This window comes from Streptomyces sp. NPDC050619 (genome assembly GCF_040654815.1).
Lineage (GTDB): Bacteria > Actinomycetota > Actinomycetes > Streptomycetales > Streptomycetaceae > Streptomyces.
The window spans coordinates 94,327-113,061 of the sequence record NZ_JBFAIR010000009.1 but is presented as its reverse complement, the minus strand read 5'-3'; the positions used below and the strand labels follow the sequence as shown (position 1 = coordinate 113,061).

25 protein-coding genes are annotated in these 18,735 nt (G+C 71.5%); 9 read left to right on the top strand and 16 right to left on the bottom strand.

Annotated features, from left to right (window positions below):
- Positions 1 to 32: 32 nt before the first annotated feature.
- Entirely contained in the window at positions 33 to 194 is a 162-nt protein-coding gene (locus AB0I77_RS17075; protein WP_363283360.1) for a hypothetical protein, read from the bottom strand.
- A 128-nt stretch (positions 195 to 322) separates the two neighbouring features.
- Between AB0I77_RS17075 and AB0I77_RS17070 the strand changes: the two genes are divergently transcribed.
- From AB0I77_RS17070 to AB0I77_RS17050, 5 genes are read left to right on the top strand one after another with little or no spacing between them, the layout of a single operon-like run.
- Positions 323 to 709: a DUF2795 domain-containing protein gene (locus AB0I77_RS17070; protein WP_363283359.1), complete on the top strand. Its 387-nt coding sequence runs from the start codon at positions 323 to 325 to the stop codon at positions 707 to 709.
- Positions 706 to 1,143: a CBS domain-containing protein gene (locus tag AB0I77_RS17065; RefSeq protein WP_363283358.1), complete on the top strand. Its 438-nt coding sequence runs from the start codon at positions 706 to 708 to the stop codon at positions 1,141 to 1,143. Before AB0I77_RS17070 ends, AB0I77_RS17065 begins: the two co-directional genes overlap by 4 nt.
- Complete coding sequence (locus AB0I77_RS17060) at positions 1,140 to 1,847, top strand: diguanylate cyclase (RefSeq protein WP_363283357.1); 708 nt, start codon at positions 1,140 to 1,142, stop codon at positions 1,845 to 1,847. Before AB0I77_RS17065 ends, AB0I77_RS17060 begins: the two co-directional genes overlap by 4 nt.
- 6 nt (positions 1,848 to 1,853) lie before the next feature.
- The gene (locus AB0I77_RS17055) at positions 1,854 to 2,396 is read left to right on the top strand and encodes a type 1 glutamine amidotransferase domain-containing protein (protein WP_363283355.1); all 543 of its coding nucleotides are present in this window, start codon (positions 1,854 to 1,856) and stop codon (positions 2,394 to 2,396) included.
- Positions 2,396 to 4,495 (top strand): catalase, encoded by a 2,100-nt coding sequence (locus AB0I77_RS17050; RefSeq protein ID WP_363283354.1) that lies wholly within the window; start codon positions 2,396 to 2,398, stop codon positions 4,493 to 4,495. Before AB0I77_RS17055 ends, AB0I77_RS17050 begins: the two co-directional genes overlap by 1 nt.
- 33 nt (positions 4,496 to 4,528) lie before the next feature.
- On the opposite strand, the gene AB0I77_RS17045 is transcribed toward AB0I77_RS17050, so the two are convergent.
- Positions 4,529 to 4,807: a DUF6158 family protein gene (locus AB0I77_RS17045; RefSeq protein ID WP_363283353.1), complete on the bottom strand. Its 279-nt coding sequence runs from the start codon at positions 4,805 to 4,807 to the stop codon at positions 4,529 to 4,531.
- A gap of 55 nt (positions 4,808 to 4,862) precedes the next feature.
- Here AB0I77_RS17045 and AB0I77_RS17040 point away from each other — a divergent pair, with 55 nt between their 5' ends.
- Both AB0I77_RS17040 and AB0I77_RS17035 read left to right on the top strand, forming a co-directional pair.
- Positions 4,863 to 5,978: a Vms1/Ankzf1 family peptidyl-tRNA hydrolase gene (locus AB0I77_RS17040; RefSeq protein ID WP_363283518.1), complete on the top strand. Its 1,116-nt coding sequence runs from the start codon at positions 4,863 to 4,865 to the stop codon at positions 5,976 to 5,978.
- The gene (locus AB0I77_RS17035) at positions 5,975 to 6,121 is read left to right on the top strand and encodes a hypothetical protein (RefSeq protein ID WP_363283352.1); all 147 of its coding nucleotides are present in this window, start codon (positions 5,975 to 5,977) and stop codon (positions 6,119 to 6,121) included. The genes AB0I77_RS17040 and AB0I77_RS17035 overlap by 4 nt, the downstream gene beginning before the upstream one ends.
- Before the next feature lie 36 nt (positions 6,122 to 6,157).
- On the opposite strand, the gene AB0I77_RS17030 is transcribed toward AB0I77_RS17035, so the two are convergent.
- The gene (locus AB0I77_RS17030; RefSeq protein WP_363283351.1) at positions 6,158 to 7,777 is read right to left on the bottom strand and encodes an ATP-binding cassette domain-containing protein; all 1,620 of its coding nucleotides are present in this window, start codon (positions 7,775 to 7,777) and stop codon (positions 6,158 to 6,160) included.
- 103 nt (positions 7,778 to 7,880) lie between these two features.
- On the opposite strand from AB0I77_RS17030, the gene AB0I77_RS17025 reads away from it, so the two are divergent.
- Both AB0I77_RS17025 and AB0I77_RS17020 read left to right on the top strand, forming a co-directional pair.
- The gene (locus AB0I77_RS17025) at positions 7,881 to 9,374 is read left to right on the top strand and encodes a phosphatase PAP2 family protein (protein WP_363283350.1); all 1,494 of its coding nucleotides are present in this window, start codon (positions 7,881 to 7,883) and stop codon (positions 9,372 to 9,374) included.
- Between the two features lie 112 nt (positions 9,375 to 9,486).
- Positions 9,487 to 10,308: a class I SAM-dependent methyltransferase gene (locus AB0I77_RS17020; protein ID WP_363283349.1), complete on the top strand. Its 822-nt coding sequence runs from the start codon at positions 9,487 to 9,489 to the stop codon at positions 10,306 to 10,308.
- A gap of 27 nt (positions 10,309 to 10,335) precedes the next feature.
- On the opposite strand, the gene AB0I77_RS17015 is transcribed toward AB0I77_RS17020, so the two are convergent.
- The 13 genes from AB0I77_RS17015 to AB0I77_RS16955 all read right to left on the bottom strand — a co-directional run.
- Positions 10,336 to 10,620: a gas vesicle protein K gene (locus AB0I77_RS17015; RefSeq protein ID WP_133925918.1), complete on the bottom strand. Its 285-nt coding sequence runs from the start codon at positions 10,618 to 10,620 to the stop codon at positions 10,336 to 10,338.
- Positions 10,617 to 10,805: a gas vesicle protein gene (locus tag AB0I77_RS17010; protein ID WP_363283348.1), complete on the bottom strand. Its 189-nt coding sequence runs from the start codon at positions 10,803 to 10,805 to the stop codon at positions 10,617 to 10,619. Before AB0I77_RS17010 ends, AB0I77_RS17015 begins: the two co-directional genes overlap by 4 nt.
- Entirely contained in the window at positions 10,802 to 11,599 is a 798-nt protein-coding gene (locus AB0I77_RS17005; RefSeq protein ID WP_363283347.1) for a GvpL/GvpF family gas vesicle protein, read from the bottom strand. Before AB0I77_RS17005 ends, AB0I77_RS17010 begins: the two co-directional genes overlap by 4 nt.
- Positions 11,596 to 11,964, bottom strand: coding sequence for a gas vesicle protein GvpJ (gene gvpJ, locus AB0I77_RS17000; protein WP_363283346.1), 369 nt, complete (start codon positions 11,962 to 11,964; stop codon positions 11,596 to 11,598). The genes AB0I77_RS17005 and gvpJ overlap by 4 nt, the downstream gene beginning before the upstream one ends.
- Positions 11,961 to 13,061 (bottom strand): SRPBCC family protein, encoded by a 1,101-nt coding sequence (locus AB0I77_RS16995; protein ID WP_363283345.1) that lies wholly within the window; start codon positions 13,059 to 13,061, stop codon positions 11,961 to 11,963. Before AB0I77_RS16995 ends, gvpJ begins: the two co-directional genes overlap by 4 nt.
- Positions 13,058 to 13,777 (bottom strand): DNA primase, encoded by a 720-nt coding sequence (locus AB0I77_RS16990; protein WP_363283344.1) that lies wholly within the window; start codon positions 13,775 to 13,777, stop codon positions 13,058 to 13,060. Before AB0I77_RS16990 ends, AB0I77_RS16995 begins: the two co-directional genes overlap by 4 nt.
- Entirely contained in the window at positions 13,774 to 14,052 is a 279-nt protein-coding gene (locus tag AB0I77_RS16985; RefSeq protein WP_363283343.1) for a gas vesicle protein GvpG, read from the bottom strand. Before AB0I77_RS16985 ends, AB0I77_RS16990 begins: the two co-directional genes overlap by 4 nt.
- Before the next feature lie 4 nt (positions 14,053 to 14,056).
- A complete protein-coding gene (locus tag AB0I77_RS16980) occupies positions 14,057 to 14,827 on the bottom strand; it encodes a GvpL/GvpF family gas vesicle protein (RefSeq protein ID WP_363283342.1) in 771 nt (256 codons plus the stop codon).
- Positions 14,824 to 15,261, bottom strand: coding sequence for a gas vesicle structural protein GvpA (locus AB0I77_RS16975; RefSeq protein ID WP_363283341.1), 438 nt, complete (start codon positions 15,259 to 15,261; stop codon positions 14,824 to 14,826). The genes AB0I77_RS16980 and AB0I77_RS16975 overlap by 4 nt, the downstream gene beginning before the upstream one ends.
- A gap of 58 nt (positions 15,262 to 15,319) precedes the next feature.
- Positions 15,320 to 15,691: a gas vesicle protein gene (locus tag AB0I77_RS16970; RefSeq protein ID WP_363283339.1), complete on the bottom strand. Its 372-nt coding sequence runs from the start codon at positions 15,689 to 15,691 to the stop codon at positions 15,320 to 15,322.
- Between the two features lie 45 nt (positions 15,692 to 15,736).
- Complete coding sequence (ligD, locus tag AB0I77_RS16965) at positions 15,737 to 16,708, bottom strand: non-homologous end-joining DNA ligase (protein WP_363283338.1); 972 nt, start codon at positions 16,706 to 16,708, stop codon at positions 15,737 to 15,739.
- A complete protein-coding gene (locus AB0I77_RS16960) occupies positions 16,705 to 18,561 on the bottom strand; it encodes a transketolase (RefSeq protein WP_363283337.1) in 1,857 nt (618 codons plus the stop codon). The genes ligD and AB0I77_RS16960 overlap by 4 nt, the downstream gene beginning before the upstream one ends.
- The coding region (locus AB0I77_RS16955) for a hypothetical protein (protein ID WP_363283336.1) at positions 18,548 to 18,735 on the bottom strand (188 nt) is incomplete at its 5' end. The genes AB0I77_RS16960 and AB0I77_RS16955, both read right to left, overlap by 14 nt.

Sequence of the window (18,735 nt, the reverse complement as noted above, 5' to 3'; positions counted from 1 at the left end):
ACCGGTGCGGTACTCAGCCACCGGCGTCCACACTACGGTGCCCGGAAGCGGCGGCGAGGCATCGGTTTCCGGTCGTCCGGCAAGTCCGCGGGACCCGGTTCCGGCTTCTGCGGCAGCATCACCTCCTCGTACCGGCCCAGTGCCAGCACCACGCCGAGCATGAGGAACGGGATGATCACAGCGAGCACCGCCATGGCGTGTCCTTCCCCAGGGGTGTGCGCGGGGGCGTGAGGCGGGTCTCCCTCCTTCGGGGGTGCAAACCCTGTGTCGGCATCCGGTCCTCGGGTACGCGGTGCGCACCCCCGAAGCACTGGAGGGAGACATGCAGCGAGGCAGCGACCGGCTGAGCCGTCATCGTGACGACGAGATGAAGCACGAACTGCAGGGTCTGCTCAGGTCCGGCCACCCCACGCGGAGCGAGGAGTGGCACGACCCGGAGCCGACCGCCGAGGACGATCCCGAGGTCGCGGGCGGACCTGTGACGCCCGGCCGGGCCGGGGCGTCGCTGGAGATGGTCCGGCTGGAGCTGGCCCGGATCCTGGGCCGTACCTCGTTCCCGGCGACTCCGGCGGAGCTGGCCCGCGCCCTGCGCGGCAAGCACGCCCCCGACGCCCTCGTCGACGCCCTGGACGGCCTGCCGCGCAAGGAGCGCTACGCCAACGTCCAGGAGCTCGCGCACGCCCTGACCCGGAGGGAGGGCGCCCGGTGACAGCCGATTTCGTGAGGGACGTCATGACGCCGGGCGTGGTGGCCGTCCGCCCTGACGCCTCGCTCGTCGAGGCGGCGCAGCTGATGCGCGCGCAGGACATCGGCGATGTTCTGGTGGCCGACGGGCAGCACGTCGTCGGGCTGCTCACCGACCGGGACATCGCGGTGCGGGCGGTCGCCGACGGCGCGGATCCGCTGACGGTGAGCGCCCAGGCGGTGTGTACGCCGGATCCGGTGGTGGTCGCCCCGGACGACCCGGTGCCGGCGGCCGTGGCGCTGATGCGTGAGCACGCCGTGCGCCGACTGCCGGTCGTCGAGGGCGGGCTGCCGGTCGGCATGGTGAGCCTCGGGGACCTGGCCGAGACACAGGACCCGGACTCGGCGCTCGCGGACATCAGCCGGGCCCTGCCGGACGACGGGCAGGGCGGCGTATGACCCGGGAGCGCGACCAGGCCACCGAGATCGCCGCCACCGGCACCACCGTGGACGTCGGCGACGCGACCACGCGCTACCTGCTGTACGGGCTGCTGCCCAGCTGGTTCGTGCCCGGTCTCGCCGACTGGGCGATGCACCGGCGCACCCGTATCGAGGACACCGCGGGGACGAAGGAGTCTTTCATCCACTCGCTGATGATGGCCGAGGTCGGCATCCCGATCGCGCTGACCCTGCGCTACGAGGTCAACCCGCTGCTGCTCACGGTGCAGTTGGGCGGGGCCGCGGTGCACGAGGCGACCGCGCTGTGGGACGTACGCACGGCCGTCCACAGCGACCGCGAGGTCAAGCCGATCGAGCAGCACATCCACAGCTTCCTGGAGTCACTGCCGTTCGGCGGCCTGGCCTCCCTGATGTGCCTGCACGCCGACCAGGTCAAGTCCCTCCTGCGCGGCGGCGACGATCCGGACGCCTGGCGCCTCGTACCGCGCCGGCCGCCGCTGTCGCCCGGCTACCTCGCGGGCATCGCCGCCGCGATCGGCACCTGTGTCCTCCTCCCGTACGGCGAGGAGCTGGTGCGCTGCCGGCGCGCGGCCCGGGCACGGAAGAAGCACGCGCGGAGCGACGCGGCCCACTGGCGTGCGCCTGGCTCCACTCGTTCCAAGAAGCGTTCTGTGAACAAGAAGCGTTCTATGAAAGGGCGTTGAACCATCATGCGTATCGCGTTTCTGACGGCACCCGCAGGCGTCGAGCAGATCGAGCTCACCGACCCGTGGCAGGCGGCGGTGGACGCGGGTCACGAGCCGGTGCTCGTGTCGACGAAGTCCGGGACGATCCAGGCCTTCCACCACCTCGACAAGGCGGACACCTTCCCCGTGCAGGAGGTCGTGGGCGAGACGTCGGCCGACTCCTTCGGCGGGCTCGTCCTGCCGGGCGGCGTGGCCAATCCCGACTTCCTGCGCATGGATCCCAAGGCCGTGTCGTTCGTCCGGGACTTCTTCGAGCAGGGCCGCCCGGTGGCCGCAATCTGCCACGCCCCGTGGACCCTCGTCGAGGCGGACGTCGTACGCGGCCGGGTGCTGACCTCCTGGCCGAGCCTTCGGACCGACATCCGCAACGCGGGCGGCACCTGGGTGGACGAGCAGGTGAAGGTCTGTGATCACGGCGACAACAAGCTGGTCACGAGCCGCAGGCCGGACGACCTGAAGGCGTTCTGCCAGGAGTTCCTCGACGTGTTCGCGCAGGAGGCCGCCTGATGGAGAACCGTAAGCAGGAGCAGCGAGAGGCCTTCCGGGCGGACGACCCCGCGGTCGGTCCGCTCACCACCGACCAGGGCGTGGAGGTCGACCACACCGACGACTCGCTGACCGTGGGCGAACGCGGGCCCACGCTGATGGAGGACTTCCACTTCCGGGAGAAGCTCACCCACTTCGACCATGAGCGGATCCCGGAGCGGGTGGTGCACGCGCGGGGTGCGGGTGCCTACGGCTACTTCGAACCGTACGAGTCCTGCGCGGAGTTCACCCGCGCGGCCTTCCTCCAGGATCCTTCGGTGAAGACGCCGGTGTTCGTGCGGTTCTCGACCGTGCAGGGGCCGCGCGGCTCCGCCGACACGGTGCGGGACGTGCGCGGTTTCGCGACCAAGTTCTTCACCTCGGAGGGAAATTACGACCTGGTCGGCAACAACTTCCCGGTCTTCTTCATCCAGGACGGCATCAAGTTCCCTGATTTCGTACACGCGTTGAAGCCGGAGCCGCACAACGACATCCCGACGGGCGCCTCCGCGCACGACACCCTGTGGGACTTCGTGTCCCTCCAGCCGGAGACGCTGCACGCGATCATGTGGCTGATGTCGGACCGGGCGATCCCGCGCAGCTACCGCATGATGCAGGGCTTCGGCGTGCACACCTTCCGGTTCGTGAACGCCGAGGGGCGCGGCACGTTCGTGAAGTTCCACTGGAAGCCGCGGCTCGGCGCGCACTCACTGGTGTGGGACGAGGCGCAGGAGTGCCAGGGTCGCAACCCGGACTTCAACCGGGGTGACCTGTGGGACGCGATCGAGGCGGGCGAGTACCCGGAGTACGAACTCGGCGTCCAGCTCGTGCCCGAGGAGGAGGAGTTCGCCTTCGACTTCGACCTGCTCGACGCCACGAAGATCATCCCGGAGGAGCAGGTGCCGGTCCGGCCGATCGGCCGGATGGTCCTGGACCGCAACCCGGAGAACTTCTTCGCGGAGACCGAACAGGTCGCCTTCCACACGGCCAACGTCGTCCCCGGCATCGACTTCACCAACGACCCGCTGCTCCAGGCCCGCAACTTCTCCTACCTGGACACGCAGTTGATCCGCCTGGGCGGCCCCAACTTCGCGCAGCTGCCGGTGAACCGTCCGGTGGCGCCCGTACGGACCAACCAGCGCGACGGCTACCACCAAAGCGCGCTCCACCGGGGCACGAACTACTTCCCGAACTCGCTCGGCGGCGGCTGCCCGGCCCACGCCGGCGCGGACGGGCACGCGTTCACGCACTATGCCGAGCGCGTCGACGGCGCCAAGATCCGGCGGCGCAGCCCGAGCTTCCAGGACCACTACAGCCAGGCCGCGCTGTTCTGGAACAGCATGGCGGACTGGGAGAAGCAGCACATCGTCGAGGCCTTCCGGTTCGAGCTCGGCAAGGTCGACGCGCTGGCCGTCCGGGCCCGTACGGTCGAGCAACTCGCCAAGGTGAACGGCGAGTTGGCGACCGAGGTGGCGCGTGGCATCGGGGTGCCGGAGCCGTCGGAGGCGGACAAGGCGGAGGCGTCCAAGCTCTCCTCCCCCGCGCTCAGCCTGGAGTCCCTGCGCGGCGAGGGCACGATCCGCACCCGGCAGATCGCGGTCCTCGTCACCGACGGCATCGACGCGGAGCAGGTGACCTCCGTACGGGAGGCGCTGGCCGCCGAGGGGGCGATCGTGGAGGCGCTGGCGCCGACGGACGGCAGCATCACCAGTGCCGACGGTGAGCTGTATACGGTCGACCGCGCACTGCCGACCGTAGCCTCCGTGCTGTACGACGCGGTACTGCTGCCGGGCGGACCGGTGGGCACCCCGTCGACGGCCGCCGACCCGGACGCCATGCGCTTCGTGCGGGACGCCTACCGGCACGGGAAGCCGCTCGGCGTGCTCGGCTCGGGCGTGGGGATCCTGTCGGCGCTGGAACCGGAGGGGCTCAGGCTCTCCAGCGAGTTCCACCACGTGGTGTCCGACCAGGGTGTCGTGACGGACACCTCGCCGGGCGCCGCGAGCGAGGAGTTCACCCGGGCGTTCGTGGAGGCGATCGCCGCGCACCGGCACTGGGTCCGGCCGCCGGTGCGCTGCTGACCGGTCGCGAGACCTTCAGGAGCCGCGAGACGTTCAGGAGCGGGGAGTCGCCGACTCCCCGCTTCCGCGTTCCCGGGCACCTTCGCGGGTACGGCCCGCGGCGACCGGACGGTGCGGGTGGCGCCGCAGGAACTCGCCCTCGAGCTGCGCCATGCGCTCGTTGTGGGCCCGCAGCGCGTCGTTCGAGGCGTACAGCAGCGTGTCGTGGCGCGTGCGGTGGATGGTCTCCAGTTCCTTCATGAGCTGCTGGTCGTCCAGCCGGCTGGCGTCGACTCCGGTCATGGTCATGTCCCGCTCGTCGTGTTCGTTCATGCCGTCCGGGTACCCGCCCGGTGAGCACTACCCCAAGGGCATCCGGGAGGGAGCCATGGATCTCGCCTTTCTGCATCCACTCTACGAACGTGCGGGCCCCTGGGCCTCCGTGTACGTCGATACCTCCCGGCACACGGAGCACACACCCCACGAACGACATCTGGCGGCCGTGGCGCTGTCCCGGGACCTCGCCGGACAGGGCGCCGACGAGGAGACGTGCCGGGCCGTGCGGGACGCCCTGGAGGAGCTGCGGCACTCCTCCGAGCCGCACGGACGGGCCCTGTTCGCCCGGGCCGGCGAGGTGGTCCTGGATCCGCCGCTGGCGCGGGCGCCGCTGGCCGACAGCGCGCACTGGGCGCCGCTGCCGCACACCGCGCCCCTGCTGGAGCTGGCCGGTGAGGACCCGGTGTGCGTCGTGGCGTACATCGACCGCAAGGGCGCCGACTTCGAGCTGCGCAGCGCGCTCGGCCGGCAGGACGCCGGTACGGTCGCCGGTCGACAGCATCCCGTACACCGTACGAGCTCGCTGGACTGGTCGGAGCGGCACTTCCAGCTGAGGGTGGAGAACACCTGGGAGCACAACGCGGCCGAGATCGCCGACGCGCTCGCCGTCTGCCAGGAGGAGACCCGCGCCGACCTGCTGATCCTCGTCGGTGACGACCGGGAGCGGCGGGCCGTGCACGAGCGGCTGCCCCAGCGCCTGCACGACCTGGTCGTGGAGGCCTCGCACGGCACCGGCAGCAGGCTGCTCGACGCGGAGGTGGAGCAGGCGCGTGCCGAGCACGTACGGCAGCGCGCCGAGCGGGAGCTGGAGCGGTTCCTGGCGGCCCGCGAGCCGGGCGACGACGGGCGTGCCCGGGCGGTGGAGGGCGTGCCGGCCCTGATCGAGGCGGCCCGCGAGCACCGCATCGACGAGCTGCTGATCCGCCCGGACGGCCCCGACGCGCACCGCGAGGTGTGGATCGGCGAGGAGCCGGACCAGCTGGCGGTGCGCCGGACGGATCTGGCGATCCTCGGCGAGCAGCACTCCTGGTCGGCCCGGGCGGACGACGCGCTGATCCGCTCGGCGGTCGCGACCGGTGCCCCCGCCCTCTCGGTGACCCCGGCGGACGGGCCGACCGAGGCCAAGGCGCCGGTGGGCGGCCTGGGCGCACTGCTGCGCTGGAAGTGAGCCGCCGCCCGGACGAGGGACGGCGCCGAGCCCGGTTGGCGGTCACGACCGATGCCCCCGCCCTCTCGGTGACCCCGCCGGACGGGCCGACCGAGGCCAAGGCGCCGGTGGGCGGCCTGGGCGCACTGCTGCGCTGGAAGTGAGCCGGCCGCCCGCCGGTCCGGCCCGGTGACCCGCGGTTACCGGGCCCGTTCCACGCGTCGTTCGTCCCACACCGGCTCCGCCGACTCGCGGACCCGGCCGTCGCTGCCGAAGACCAGGTAGCGGTCGAAGGAGCGGGCGAACCAGCGGTCGTGGGTGACGGCGAGGACCGTGCCGTCGAAGGCCTCCAGGCCCTCCTGGAGGGCTTCCGCGGATTCCAGGTCGAGGTTGTCGGTCGGCTCGTCGAGCAGCAGGGCCGTGACGCCCTGGAGCTCGAGGAGAAGGATCTGGAAGCGGGCCTGCTGGCCGCCGGAGAGCCGCTCGAAGCTCTGCTCGGCCTGGTGGGTCAGCTCGTAGCGGCGCAGCCGGGACATCGCGGCGCCCCGGTCCTGGGCGTGTTCCGTCCAGAGGATGTCGAGGAGGGTACGGCCCTCCAGTTCGGGGTGGGCGTGCGTCTGGGCGAAGTGCCCCGGCACCACGCGCGCCCCGAGCTTCCACTGCCCCGTGTGCGCCACCTCGTCGCCGGCCAGCAGCCGCAGGAAGTGCGACTTGCCCGAGCCGTTGGAGCCGAGGACGGCGACGCGCTCGCCGTAGAACACCTCCAGGTCGAAGGGCTTCATCAGGCCGGTGAGTTCAAGTCCCGCGCAGGTGACGGCCCGTACGCCGGTACGGCCGCCCTTGATGCGCATGCGGATGTCCTGCTCGCGCGGCGGCTCCGGCGGCGGTCCGGCCTCCTCGAACTTGCGCAGCCGGGTCTGGGCGGCCTGGTAGCGGGAGGCCAACTCGTGGCTGATGGTGGCCGCCTGACGGAGATTGAGGACCAGCTTCTTCAGCTGCGTGTGCTTCTCGTCCCAGCGCCTGCGCAACTCCTCGAAGCGGGCGAAGCGTTCGCGCCGGGCCTCGTGGTAGGTGGCGAAGCCGCCGCCGTGCACCCAGGCGTCGGCGCCCGCGGGGTTCGGTTCCACCGAGACGATCTTCTCGGCGGTGCGGGCGAGGAGTTCGCGGTCGTGGGAGACGAACAGGACCGTCTTGCGGGTCTCCTTCAGGCGCTCCTCCAGCCAGCGCTTGCCGGGCACGTCGAGGTAGTTGTCGGGCTCGTCGAGCAGCAGCACCTCGTCGGGCCCGCGCAGCAGCGCCTCCAGGACCAGCCGCTTCTGCTCACCGCCGGACAGCGTGCGCACCTGCCGCCACTGCGCCTTCTCGTACGGCACGCCGAGCGCGGCCATGGTGCACATGTCCCACAGCGTCTCGGCCTCGTACCCGCGCGCCTCGGCCCAGTCGGACAGCGCCTGCGCGTACGTCAGCTGGGCGGCTTCGTCGTCGACGGTCATCATGGCGTGCTCGGCCCGGTCGACGGCCTGCGCGGCCTCCCGGATCCGGGGCGGCGCCACCGACACGAGCAGGTCCCGTACGGTCGTCTCGTCCCGTACGGAGCCCACGAACTGGCGCATCACGCCCAGGCCGCCACCCACGGTGACGGTTCCGCCGTGCGGTTTCAGCTCGCCGGAGATCAGCCGGAGCAGGGTCGTCTTGCCGGCGCCGTTGGGTCCGACGAGGGCCACGACGGCCCCTTCGCCGACCCGGAAGGAGACATCGCCGAGCAGTGCCCTCCCGTCGGGGAGGTAGTACTCGAGGTGCGCGGCTTCAAGGTGTCCCATGATGAGCCAGTGTGCGGTCGCGGGACCCGCCCGACAAGCCGTTTTCCCACCCGCCGCCTGGCGCCCGTACACAAACCGCCCACGCCGGGGTACCCGCATGGGCATGAGTCCAGACGTCGACCTCACCGTCCTGGAGCCCGGCCGCCATGTGCTGCGCGACCGGCTGCTGGCCCTCGACTGCCACGTGTTCGAGTTCGCCGCCGCGCGCCACTGGCCGGGCGCCGAGCGCGTCCTGCCGCGGCTGAGCCGGAGCGCGAACCACGGTGTGCTGTGGTTCGCCACGGCGGCCGCGATGGCCGCGAGCCGCAGCCCGCGGGGCCGGTCGGCGGCCGTGCGCGGCCTGGCCTCGCTCAGCCTGGCCTCCGCGACCATCAACACCTTCGGCAAGCGCTCGGTGCGCCGCACCCGGCCGGTACTGGACCCGGTGCCGCTGGTCCGGCAGCTGAAACGGCAGCCGATCACCACGTCGTTCCCGTCCGGCCACTCCGCGTCGGCGGCCGCGTTCGCGACCGGGGTCGCCCTGGAGTCGCCGAACTGGGGCGCGGTGGTGGCCCCGGTCGCCTTCTCGGTGGCCATGTCGCGCGTCTACACCGGGGTCCACTTCCCGAGCGACGTACTGGCGGGTGCGGCCCTGGGCGCGGGCGCCGCGTTCGCCGTACGGGGCATGGTGCCGACCCGTGCCCAGCTCCTGCCGCCCGCCCGGCCCCGGGCGGAGGTTCCCGCGCTGGCGGACGGCGACGGACTGGTCGTCGTCGCCAACACCGCCTCGGGCACCGCCGACCGCGTCCGCGCGCTGCGCGACAGCCTGCCCGGGGCCGAGGTCATCGAGTGCGAACCGGCGGACGTGCGGGGCGAGTTGGAGAAGGCGGCGGCTCGCGCCCGGGTGCTCGCCGTCTGCGGCGGCGACGGCACCGTCAACGCGGCAGCCGAGATCGCCCTGCGGCACGGTCTGCCCCTCGCGGTGCTGCCCGGCGGCACGCTGAACCACTTCGCCCACGACGTGGGCGTGGAGGGTGTCCGCGATCTGAGCCGGGCCGTCCAGCAGGGCGAAGGGGTGCGGGTGGACGTGGGCCGGTTCGTCTGCGGCGAGCGGCGGGGCATCTTCCTCAACACGTGCAGCCTGGGCGTGTATCCCGAGCTGGTGCGCGAGCGGGAGCGCTGGTCGCGCCGGATCGGCGGCTGGCCGGCGGGGGTGGTCGCGGCGCTGCGCGTGGTGCGCGCCGACCGGCATCCGCTGGAGGCCGAGTTCCGCGGTGAGCCACGGCCGCTGTGGCTGCTGTTCGCCGGCAACGGCACCTACCACCGGATGGGCCTGGTGCCCGGCCGCCGTCGCGACCTCGCGGACGGACGGCTCGACATACGGGTCGTGCACGGCGGCCGCCGGCCCGCCGCGCGGCTGCTCGCGGCCGCCGTCGCCGGGCCGCTGACCCGCTCCCCCGCCCACGCGGCCGTCCAGGTGGGCCGCCTGCGGCTGGCGGGTGTCGCGCCGGGCACGCTGCTGGCGTACGACGGCGAGGTCATCGAGGTGGAGGGCGAGGTGACGCTGGAGAAGCTGCCGGAGGCACTCACGGTGTACCGGCCGCTGCCGAGCAACTGATCCCCGGCCACCCACCCCGAGCTGTCCACATAGTAATACGCGGGTCTCATTATTCGACATGCGAGCGTACCGTGATGCGCACCGACAAGCCGTCGAACAGGGGAGTTCCGCCATGTCGAAGCCGCGGGAGACCGCCGTCTACACGCACGGCCACCACGAGTCCGTGCTGCGTTCGCACACCTGGCGCACCGCCGCCAACTCCGCGGCCTACCTGCTCGGCTCGCTGAAGCCCCACATGAAGATCCTGGACATCGGCTGCGGCCCCGGCACCATCACCGCCGACCTGGCGGCACTGGTCCCCGACGGGCATGTCACCGGCGTCGACCACGCGCCGGGGATCCTGGACCAGGCCCGGGCCACGGCCGCCGAGCGCGGTCTGGGCAATGTCGACTTCGCGGTCGCGGACGTCCACGCCCTGGACTTCCCGGACGACACGTTCTGTGTGGTCCACGCCCACCAGGTGCTCCAGCACGTCGGTGATCCGGTGCGGGCGCTGCGCGAGATGAGGCGGGTCACCAAACCGACCGGGTTCATCGCCGTCCGCGACTCGGACTACGCGGCCATGACCTGGTACCCCCTGTCCCAGGGGATGGACGACTGGCTGGACCTGTACCGCCGGGTGGCCCGGGCCAACGGTGGCGAGCCGGATGCCGGGCGCCGGCTCAAGTCCTGGGCGCTGCGCGCGGGCCTGACGGACATCACCGCCACCTCCAGCACCTGGACCTTCGCCACCGCCGAGGAAAGGGCGTGGTGGAGCGGCCTGTGGGCGGACCGCACCCTGGCCTCGGCGTACGCGGAGCGGGCCACGGAGGGCGGCCACGCGACGGTGGAGCAACTGCGGGCCGTGTCGGAGGCCTGGCGGGAATGGGGAACGCGGGAGGACGGCTGGTTCAGCGTTCTGCACTCGGAAATTCTCTGCCGTAAGGAAGCCTGAAGCGCCGAAAGGAAGTCTGGAGCGCATTCACTCACGGGGAAGCAGAGGTCCGAGCGGCCCGAGGTCCAGGTTGAGGTCCTCGGGCCGCAGTCCGTACCGCTCGCGCAGTTCGGTCATGCGGTCGTCGAGCAGCATGAGCGTGAGCCCGATCCGCTCCTCCTGCTCCTCGCTCAGGTCGCCGGTGTCGAAGCGGCGCAGGGCCTGGCGTTCCATGAGCTGGCGCAGCAACTCCACCACGGTCAGGACGAGTTTGACGAGGTCCCGCTCGACGGTGTCGGGTTCGAGGTCCAGCCGGTTGCGGCGTTCGGTCACGTCGACTCCCCCCAGGGTGACGGCACTTGCTCGTTCACCGAACTGATCAGCGCGTTCAGGTCGATACGGACGAGGTCGACGTCCGCGATGCGCAGGGTGATGTCGCCCGTGATGACGACCCCGCCGGCGAGGAGCCGGTCGAGCAGATCGACCAGAGCGACCTCACGACGTTCCACCACGGTCATGACTCTTCCCCTGTGACGTCCTGCCCCGTGAAGTCCCCGGTGAAGGAATACGCGGCCCAGGGACCGGTGAGTTCGACGCGCATTCCGGGAACGTCGTCCTTCGTGCGGTCCACGAGTTCCACGAATTCCTCGGAATCCTCGCGCGGCACGAGATAGGCGGCGTTCAGCACATTCCGTCCGGTGACGGCGGAAAGCGCGGGATTCTGTGGCGCGTGCAGCCGGGAATCCTCGGCATACGAGGAAAGCGTGGCGTGCAGCCGGCTCGCGAACTCCTCGGCTTTCTGCCACATGTCCTCGTTCGCCCGCACGCTCAGGCGCCGCTGCCGCAGATAGTCCCGGCCCGACGCGGCCTTCTCCGCGGGCGCCGCGGGCGCCGGCCGGCCGGTGTCCTCCGGCTCCGTCCCGGCGTACACCTTGACGCCCCATTCCACCCGGCCCTGCAACCGGTCCAGGGTGCGCCGGAACTCGTCCTCACGCGCCTCCATCATCACGCGTACGCCGCTGTCGTCCCGGAAGACGGTGCCGAGCCGCAGCGGCAGCGGGGTGGTGACGACGGTGAGCGCGTCGATCACGCCCTGGTGGGCGCGGGCGGTCGCGGTCAGCCAGTCCAGGTCCTCCAGATGGGCGCGGAGCGGCTCCTCGGCGAAGTCCCGCTCCGGCACATGACTGACGACGGCGACCAGCCCGTGGTGGGTGAGCAGTCTGGGCGGATCACCCGCCACGCCCGTCAGCTGGGCCTGCAAGGGCGCGCCGAGGGGGCGGCAGACGGCGTAGACATACCGCAGACCGGTCATGGTGCCTCCTCCTCCACGCGGGCGGATTCCTCCACGCGGCGGGATTCCTCCACGCGGCCGGACTCCTCCAACTGGGCGAGCCGCTCGCGCAACTCGGCGTTCTCCCGGGCGAGTTCCTTGCGGCGGGCCCCCGAGGACAGCGCCGGGTCGTCCTCCCACCAGTCGATGCCCATCTCCTTCGCCTTGTCGACCGAGGCGACGATCAACCGCAGCTTGATGGTGAGGAGTTCGATGTCGAGCAGGTTGATGCGGATGTCGCCCGCGATGACGATCCCCTTGTCGAGCACGCGCTCCAGGATGTCGGCGAGGTTGGCACCGCTGCTCTGGCCGTAGGGCGGCTCGGGCAGCCGGCTGGGCATGGTCATCGGCGGCTCCCGCCCTTGGCGTACTCGTACTCTTCCGCGGGCTCCGCTTCCTCTGCTTCCTCTGCTTCCTCTGGCTCCTCTGCTTCCGCTTCCGGCTCCTCTTCCTCGTCGTACTCGTCGCTCGCCTCGCCGTTCTCCTCCTCGGCGTACGGGCCTTCCTCTTCTTCCTCGCCCTCGTAGGCCGCTTCGGCTTCCTCCTCCTCGGCGACCGCGTCCTCGTGGCTGCGGACGACCTCGCCGTCGCGGATCTCGCCGCGCCAGCCGTCCTCCGCCTCACCCTTGAGCGTGACGAAGCGGTCGAAGTTCTTGAGATCGAGCCGGGCCCGGCGGCCCTGGGCACGCCAGATGTTGCCGGTCTTCTCGAAGAAGCCCGAAGGGTAGTACTCGATGACCAGCAGGACGCGGGTGAGGTTGTCGGCGAGTCGGTGGAAGGACACGACGCCCTTCGTGGTGCCCTTGGCGCCCTCCGACGTCCAGGAGATCCGGTCGTCCGCCACCTGCTCGGTGGTCTGGGCCTTCCAGCTGCGGTTGGACCAGAAGACCTTCAGCTGCCAGTCGGAGGTCGTGTCGTCGGCGCGGTTCGCGCTCTTGACGCCCTTCGCGAAGGTGCTGAAGTCCTGGTACTGGGTCCACTGGTCGTAGGCCGTGCGCAGCGGTACACCGATGTCGACGGACTCGATGATGACGGTGGGCTTGCTGCCCGTTCCGCGCTTGCGCTTCTGCTTGCCGCCGCCGAGGTTCTTGAGCGCGCCGACGACGTTGTCCTTGGCGCGGGTGGCGCCGACTTCCAGTGCGCTGCGCAGCGGGCCCTTGCCCTGGGCGAGCTTGCGGCCGCCGTCGAGGGCGAGCTTGGCGAAGCCGGGACTGTTGCCCTCGGCGATGTCGTTCAGCTTGACCGTGGTCTCGCCGAGTTTGCGGCCCATGCCGACCAGCAGTAGCTGGACCTGGGCGGCCAGGTACTCCTGCAACTCGGCCTTGAGCCGGTCGGCGGCCTCGCTCTGGGCGAGGCCGGTGAGCGGGTTGTCCTGCGCCTGGCCGGCTGCCTTTCCGGCGGCCTTGCCGGCTGCGTCCCGCGCGCCAGAGAGGGTCTCGGTCATCGCTCACCGCCGCCCTTCGGCATCCGGGCCCGGGCACCGCGGGCGGTGTCCCTGGCCGCGGCCGTCTTCTTTCCGGCCGTCTTCCTTTGGGCGGTCTTCCTGGCCGCCCCCTTCTTGGCGGGGGCGGTCTTCTTGGCCGCCGCCTTCTTGGCCGTCGCCTTCTTCGCGGGCGCCTTCTTGGCGGCCCTCTCCGCCGGAGCCTTCCTCGCAGTCTTCTCCGGGCGCGGCTCGGGTTCCTCCTCGGGCTGCGACTCCTCGTCCTCCTCGTACTCCTCCCGCGGCTCCTCGTCCTCCTCGTACTCCGCCTGCTGTTCCTGGTCCTCCTCGTACTCCGCCTGCGGTTCCTGGTCCTCCTCGCGCTCCTCCTCGTCCGAGCCGAGGCGCGAGGCGTCCGGCACCACGCCTTCGAGCTGGTCGCGGACCTCGGCGGTGCGGCCGTGCAGGCGGTCGGCGAGCGCGTCCATCTGCCGCTCGACCATGGCGCCCGAGGCGGCCTTGCCGACGCCGCGCACGTCCTCGCGCAGCTGGTCCCCGATCTCCTTGAACTGCGGGTTCTTCAGCAGCTGCTGGGAGGCCAGATCCGCGAGCGCCCGCGGGCTGAGATGCATCTTCTTGCCGGCCACGAGGGAGCCGACGGCGAACGCCAGCTTCATCTTCTTCGTACGTCCGAGGACGTATCCGGCCCCTACGGCGAGACCCAGTCCCACTCGGTTCATCGCGCTGTCCCCTCGCCTGTACCTGCTCCGCCTGTCCTTGGTCCACCCCGCATGCCGATGTCCAGCCGGTCGAGGAGCTCGTCCTCCTGCCGGTCGAACTCCTCTTCGTCGATCTCGCCCGCCTCCAGCCGCTCCTCCAGCTGAGCGAGTTCGGCCCGGACCGTGGCCGGGTCGTAGTAGATCCGTTCGGCCTCGTGCAGGACCTGTCTGATGGCCCAGGCGCTGCCGCGCACCGGGGCGAACGGCAGCAGGAGTACCTCTGAGATCAGTCCCACGGGATCACTCCTCCCCGGTGTCCGCGCCGAGCGTGGTGCCCGCGGGCCCGGACGGGCCGGGCTCGACGAAGCTGTACGGCGGCAGCGGGCCGTTGATGCGCAGATCGAGGTGCGGGTGCACCTTGCGGACCTGTTCCGCGGCGGCGAGGAACGTCTCGGCCGAGTCGCGCTCCACCAGGAAGGAGACATTGGCCAGCCAGCCGGTGGACTCGGGGCCCACGCTCACCGCCTCGGCCACGGGTTCCAGGGCGCTCTGCACCTCGGTCGCGTCCTCGGCCTCCCGGGCCTTGACCGCGGCCACCACCATCTCGCCGAGTTGCAGCCGCTGCTCGTAACTGCCGCCGCCCGCCTGCCGGTTGGCCTCGGTCATGGCGCGGATCTCCGGGTTCTCGGACATCACGCGGTGCAGTACGGCCTCTTCGTTGTGGACGGCCTTGACGTTGTACTCGACCTTGCCGTCAAGGGTCCGCAGCCGCTCCTTGTAGTGGTCGGCACGCTCGGCGAGCACCCCGGTGACCGTGCCGTCGTCCGGGGCCACGCTGCCGAACCGCATGGGCAGGACGCAGCGAGCCGCGCCCGCCTCGCTCAGGACGTTCTGGTGGGCGAGCAGGTCCCTGCGCTTGGGGCGCAGCCCCTCGGGCGCGTCGCTGACGACCGCCGCCAGCTCGCCCTCCTTCAGCACGCGTACGGGACGCGGCGGATCGCCGACGCCTCCCATCCCCTCGGGCAGCGCAGGGTGGGAAGACGCGGTGATGCCGTAGACGTACGTGCTCACTCCTCTTCCTCCTTCCTGCGCGAGGCGGTGGTCTTGCGGGGGCGCGGCCTGGACTCGGGCCTGGAGTCCTGCTGGCCCTCCTCACGGGCCTGCTTGAAGGCGCCGGAAATGGTCTCGGCGGCGCCGGACAGCGCGCCCTTGGACTTGCCGCGCGCGCCGGACTCGGTGATCTCGCCCACCATGTCGGGCAGGCCGGGGCTCTTGCGCGGCCCGGCCTCCAGGTCGAGTCGGTTGCACGCCTCGGCGAAGCGCAGGTAGGTGTCGACGCTGGCCACGACGACCCGTACGTCGATCTTCAGGATCTCGATGCCGACCAGGGAGACCCGTACGAACGCGTCGATGACGAGACCCCTGTCGAGGACGAGCTCCAGAACGTCGTAGAGACCGCTGGTGCCGCCTCCGCCGCCGCTCTGCTGTGCCGGGACAACGGTCATGCCGACCGTGCCTCCTTGTCTGTGGACTGGTAAACGGGTGTGGGCTGCGGTGGGCGGCCTACCGGCCGCCGGGCCTGTGTGAGTCGGCCCGCCCGCGTTCGTAACGGCGAACGCGCCGGTAGCCGGTGAGCTGTCCCTGCGGGTCGAGATCGACCTGGTAGCTCGCCATCAGGCTCATCGTGTCGGGCACCCGGGCGAGCTCCATGACTTCGACCTCCAGCGACCAGCCGTCCTCCGTCTGCTCGAACGACGAGACGGTCTCGGCGGCCATGCCGGTCAGCTCCGCCAGCTGGGCGCGCGCCTGGCGCAGCACGTCCATGGGGCTCGGCCGGTCGTCCGCCACCTTGTTCTCCGTGCCCTCTCTTGCGCCCTTTTCCTTGGGGGAATTCCGTGAATTCTGCGACTCTGATGTGTTTTTTGTGTTCGCCATGGCCACCTCTCACTCCGGGTGGCCGCTCGCCTGTGGGCCAAACCTTCAGGAGGACATCAACGCGTCCAGGCGGCGGCGCGCCGGGCCCAGCGCGCGGCCCTTGGCCGGCACACCGGCCCACGGGTCGGTGCGGGCCTGCTCGACGGCGTCGGCGATGGTCCAGCGGCGGGCGTCGAGGTCCGGGTCGTCCAGCTGGTCCCAGGTCAGGGGCGTGGCCACGGGCGCGCCGGGCTTGGCGCGGACGGTGTAGGGCACGACCGCGGTCTGCGCGTAGGCGTTGCGCTGCACATCGAGGTAGAGGCGCTCGCCGCGGTCCTTCTTGCGGGCGGCGGTGGTGAGGCGGTCGGGGTGGGCGGCGGCGAGGGTGTCGGCGACGTCCCGGGCGAAGGTGCGGACCTCGTCGAAGTCGTGGCGTCCGTTGAGGGGGACGACCGCGTGCAGTCCGCGCGAGCCGGTGGTCATCAGGGCCGAGGGCAGTTTCAGCTCGTCGAGCAGCTCGCCCAGCAGCAGGGCGGCCTCACGCACCGCCGCGAAGGCCTCCCGGGACCCGGACTCCCCGGACGGGTCGAGGTCGAAGACCATCCGGTCGGGCCGGTCGACGCTGTCCACACGGGAGAGCCAGCGGTGCAGGGTGAGGGCGGCCTGGTCGGCGAGGTAGACCAGGGTGGCCGTGTCGTCGCACACGGTGTGGCAGACGGTGCCGCCCTCCTTGGCGACCTCGACGCGGGTGATCCACTCCGGGTAGTTCTCCGGGGTGTTCTTCTGCATGAACCGGGGGCCCTCGATGCCGTCCGGGTGCCGCTCCAGCATCAGCGGACGGCCCCGCAGGTGCGGCAGCATGAACGGGGCGACGGAGCGGTAGTAGTCGACCAGATCACCCTTGGTGTACTCCTTCGCACCACCGCCGTCGCCGCCTTCGCCACCGTCGCCACCGGGGAAGAGCACCTTGTCCGGCCGGTGCACCTCGACCGTGTGCCGGCCGGCCCGAACGGTCCGCGTGTCGCCGTCGCCGCTCACCGCACGACCGCCTCCTCCACCAGCAGCCGCCCGGCCGCGGCGATCGACTCGGCGTCGATGCCCGCGGCGTGCAGTTGCTCGTCCGGGGACGCCGAGCCGGGCATCGTGCGGACGGCCAGGCGCACCAGGCGCGGCATCGGGCGCCCGTCGAGGAACGCGTCGAGGACTGCGTCGCCGATACCGCCCTCCTCGTGGTGGTCCTCCACGGTGACCAGGCAGCCGGTGTCCTCGGCGGCCCGCCGCAGGGTGAGCCGGTCGACGGGCTTGACCGAGTACAGGTCGATCACCCGGACCTGGACGCCCTCCCGGTCCAAAGCGTCGGCGGCGGCCAGCGCCTCGGGGACGGTCACGCCCGCCGCGACGATCGTCATCCGGTCCCGATCGGAGGAGCGCAGCACCTTGCTGCCGCCGATGGGGAACTCCTCGTCGGGCCCGTAGATCACCGGGCTCTCGCCGCGCGAGGTGCGCAGATAGCGGATGCCGTCCAGGCCCGCCATCTCGGCCACCAGGTGCGCGGTCTGGTTGGCGTCGCACGGGTACAGCACGGTCGAGCCGTACACCGTCCGCATCATGGCCAGGTCCTCGAGACCCATCTGGCTGGGCCCGTCCTGCCCGATGGCGACGCCCGCGTGCGAGCCGACCAGATTGATGCCGGCGCCGCTGATCGACGCCATGCGGACGAAGTCGTACGCGCGCGTGAGGAAGGCCGCGAAGGTGGAGGCGTACGGCACCCAGCCGCGCGAGGCGAGACCGACGGCGGCGGCGACCATCTGCTGCTCGGCGATGTAGCACTCGAAGTAGCGGTCGGGGTGTTCCTTGGCGAAGAACTCCGCACGCGTGGAGTCGCCGACCTCGCCGTCGAGGGCGACGACGTCACCGCGACCGGTGCCGAGCGCGGCGAGCGCCTGCCCGAAGGCGTTGCGGGTGGCGACACCCTTTTCAGGGTCCCCCTTCTCCCAGCGGGGCAGTTCGAGGTGCCCGCCGCGTACGGCGTGCAGCATGCGGGCGGCGGCCGGCTCGTGCACCTCGACGCGGAGGTCCCGCAGGCCGCCGAGTTCGGCGATCGCCTCGTCGGCGTTCTTCAGCGGCTTGCCGTGCAGCCCCTCCCGGTCCTCGGCGTCGGCGACGCCCTTGCCCTTGAGGGTGCGGGCGAGGATCACGGTGGGCTGGCCCTTGGTGGACGCGGCCTCGCCGTAGGCCCGGTCGATGGCGTCGACGTCGTGGCCGTCCACCTCGACGGTGTGCCAGCCGAAGGCCTGGAAGCGGCGGGCGTAGGCGTCGAGGTCGTGGCCGTGCCGGGTGGGGCCGCGCTGGCCGAGCCGGTTGACGTCGACGATCGCGGTGAGGTTGTCGAGGTGCTCGTACGCCGCGTGCTCGGCGGCCTCCCAGATGGACCCCTCGGCCAGCTCGCTGTCGCCGCACAGCACCCACACCCGGTAGTCGGCGCGGTCCAGCCGCTTGCCCGACAGGGCGATGCCGACACCGACGGGCAGTCCCTGCCCCAGCGAGCCGGTCGCCGTCTCGACCCACGGCAGCCGCCGGGGCGTCGGGTGCCCTTCGAGCCGGCTGCCCAGCTTGCGGAAGGTGAGCAGCTCCTCGTCGTCGATGGCGCCGGCCGCCTTGTAGGCGGAGTACAGCAGGGGCGAGGCGTGGCCCTTGGACAGTACGAAACGGTCGTTGCCCGGGTGGGCGGGGCGGTCGAAGTCGTGGCGGAAGTGGTTCGCGAGGAGTACGGCCATCAGGTCCGCGGCGGACATCGAGGACGTCGGGTGCCCGGAGCCCGCGGCGGCCGAGGCGCGGACGCTGTCCACCCTCAACTGCTGTCCCAGTTCGACGAGTTCACCGGTGTTCATGAGTCTCCTTCCGCGGAGGTGTCGGGGTGTCGCCGGGGGTGTCGGCCGGGGCGTCGTCGGTCCGCTTGACGGGGCCGGGAGCTTTGGGGGGCTCATCGCCGGGCTGGTTCTTGGCGGGTTCGGGGCCGGGTTGGTCCTTCGCGGGCTCACCACCGGGCCGGCTCTTCGCGGGCT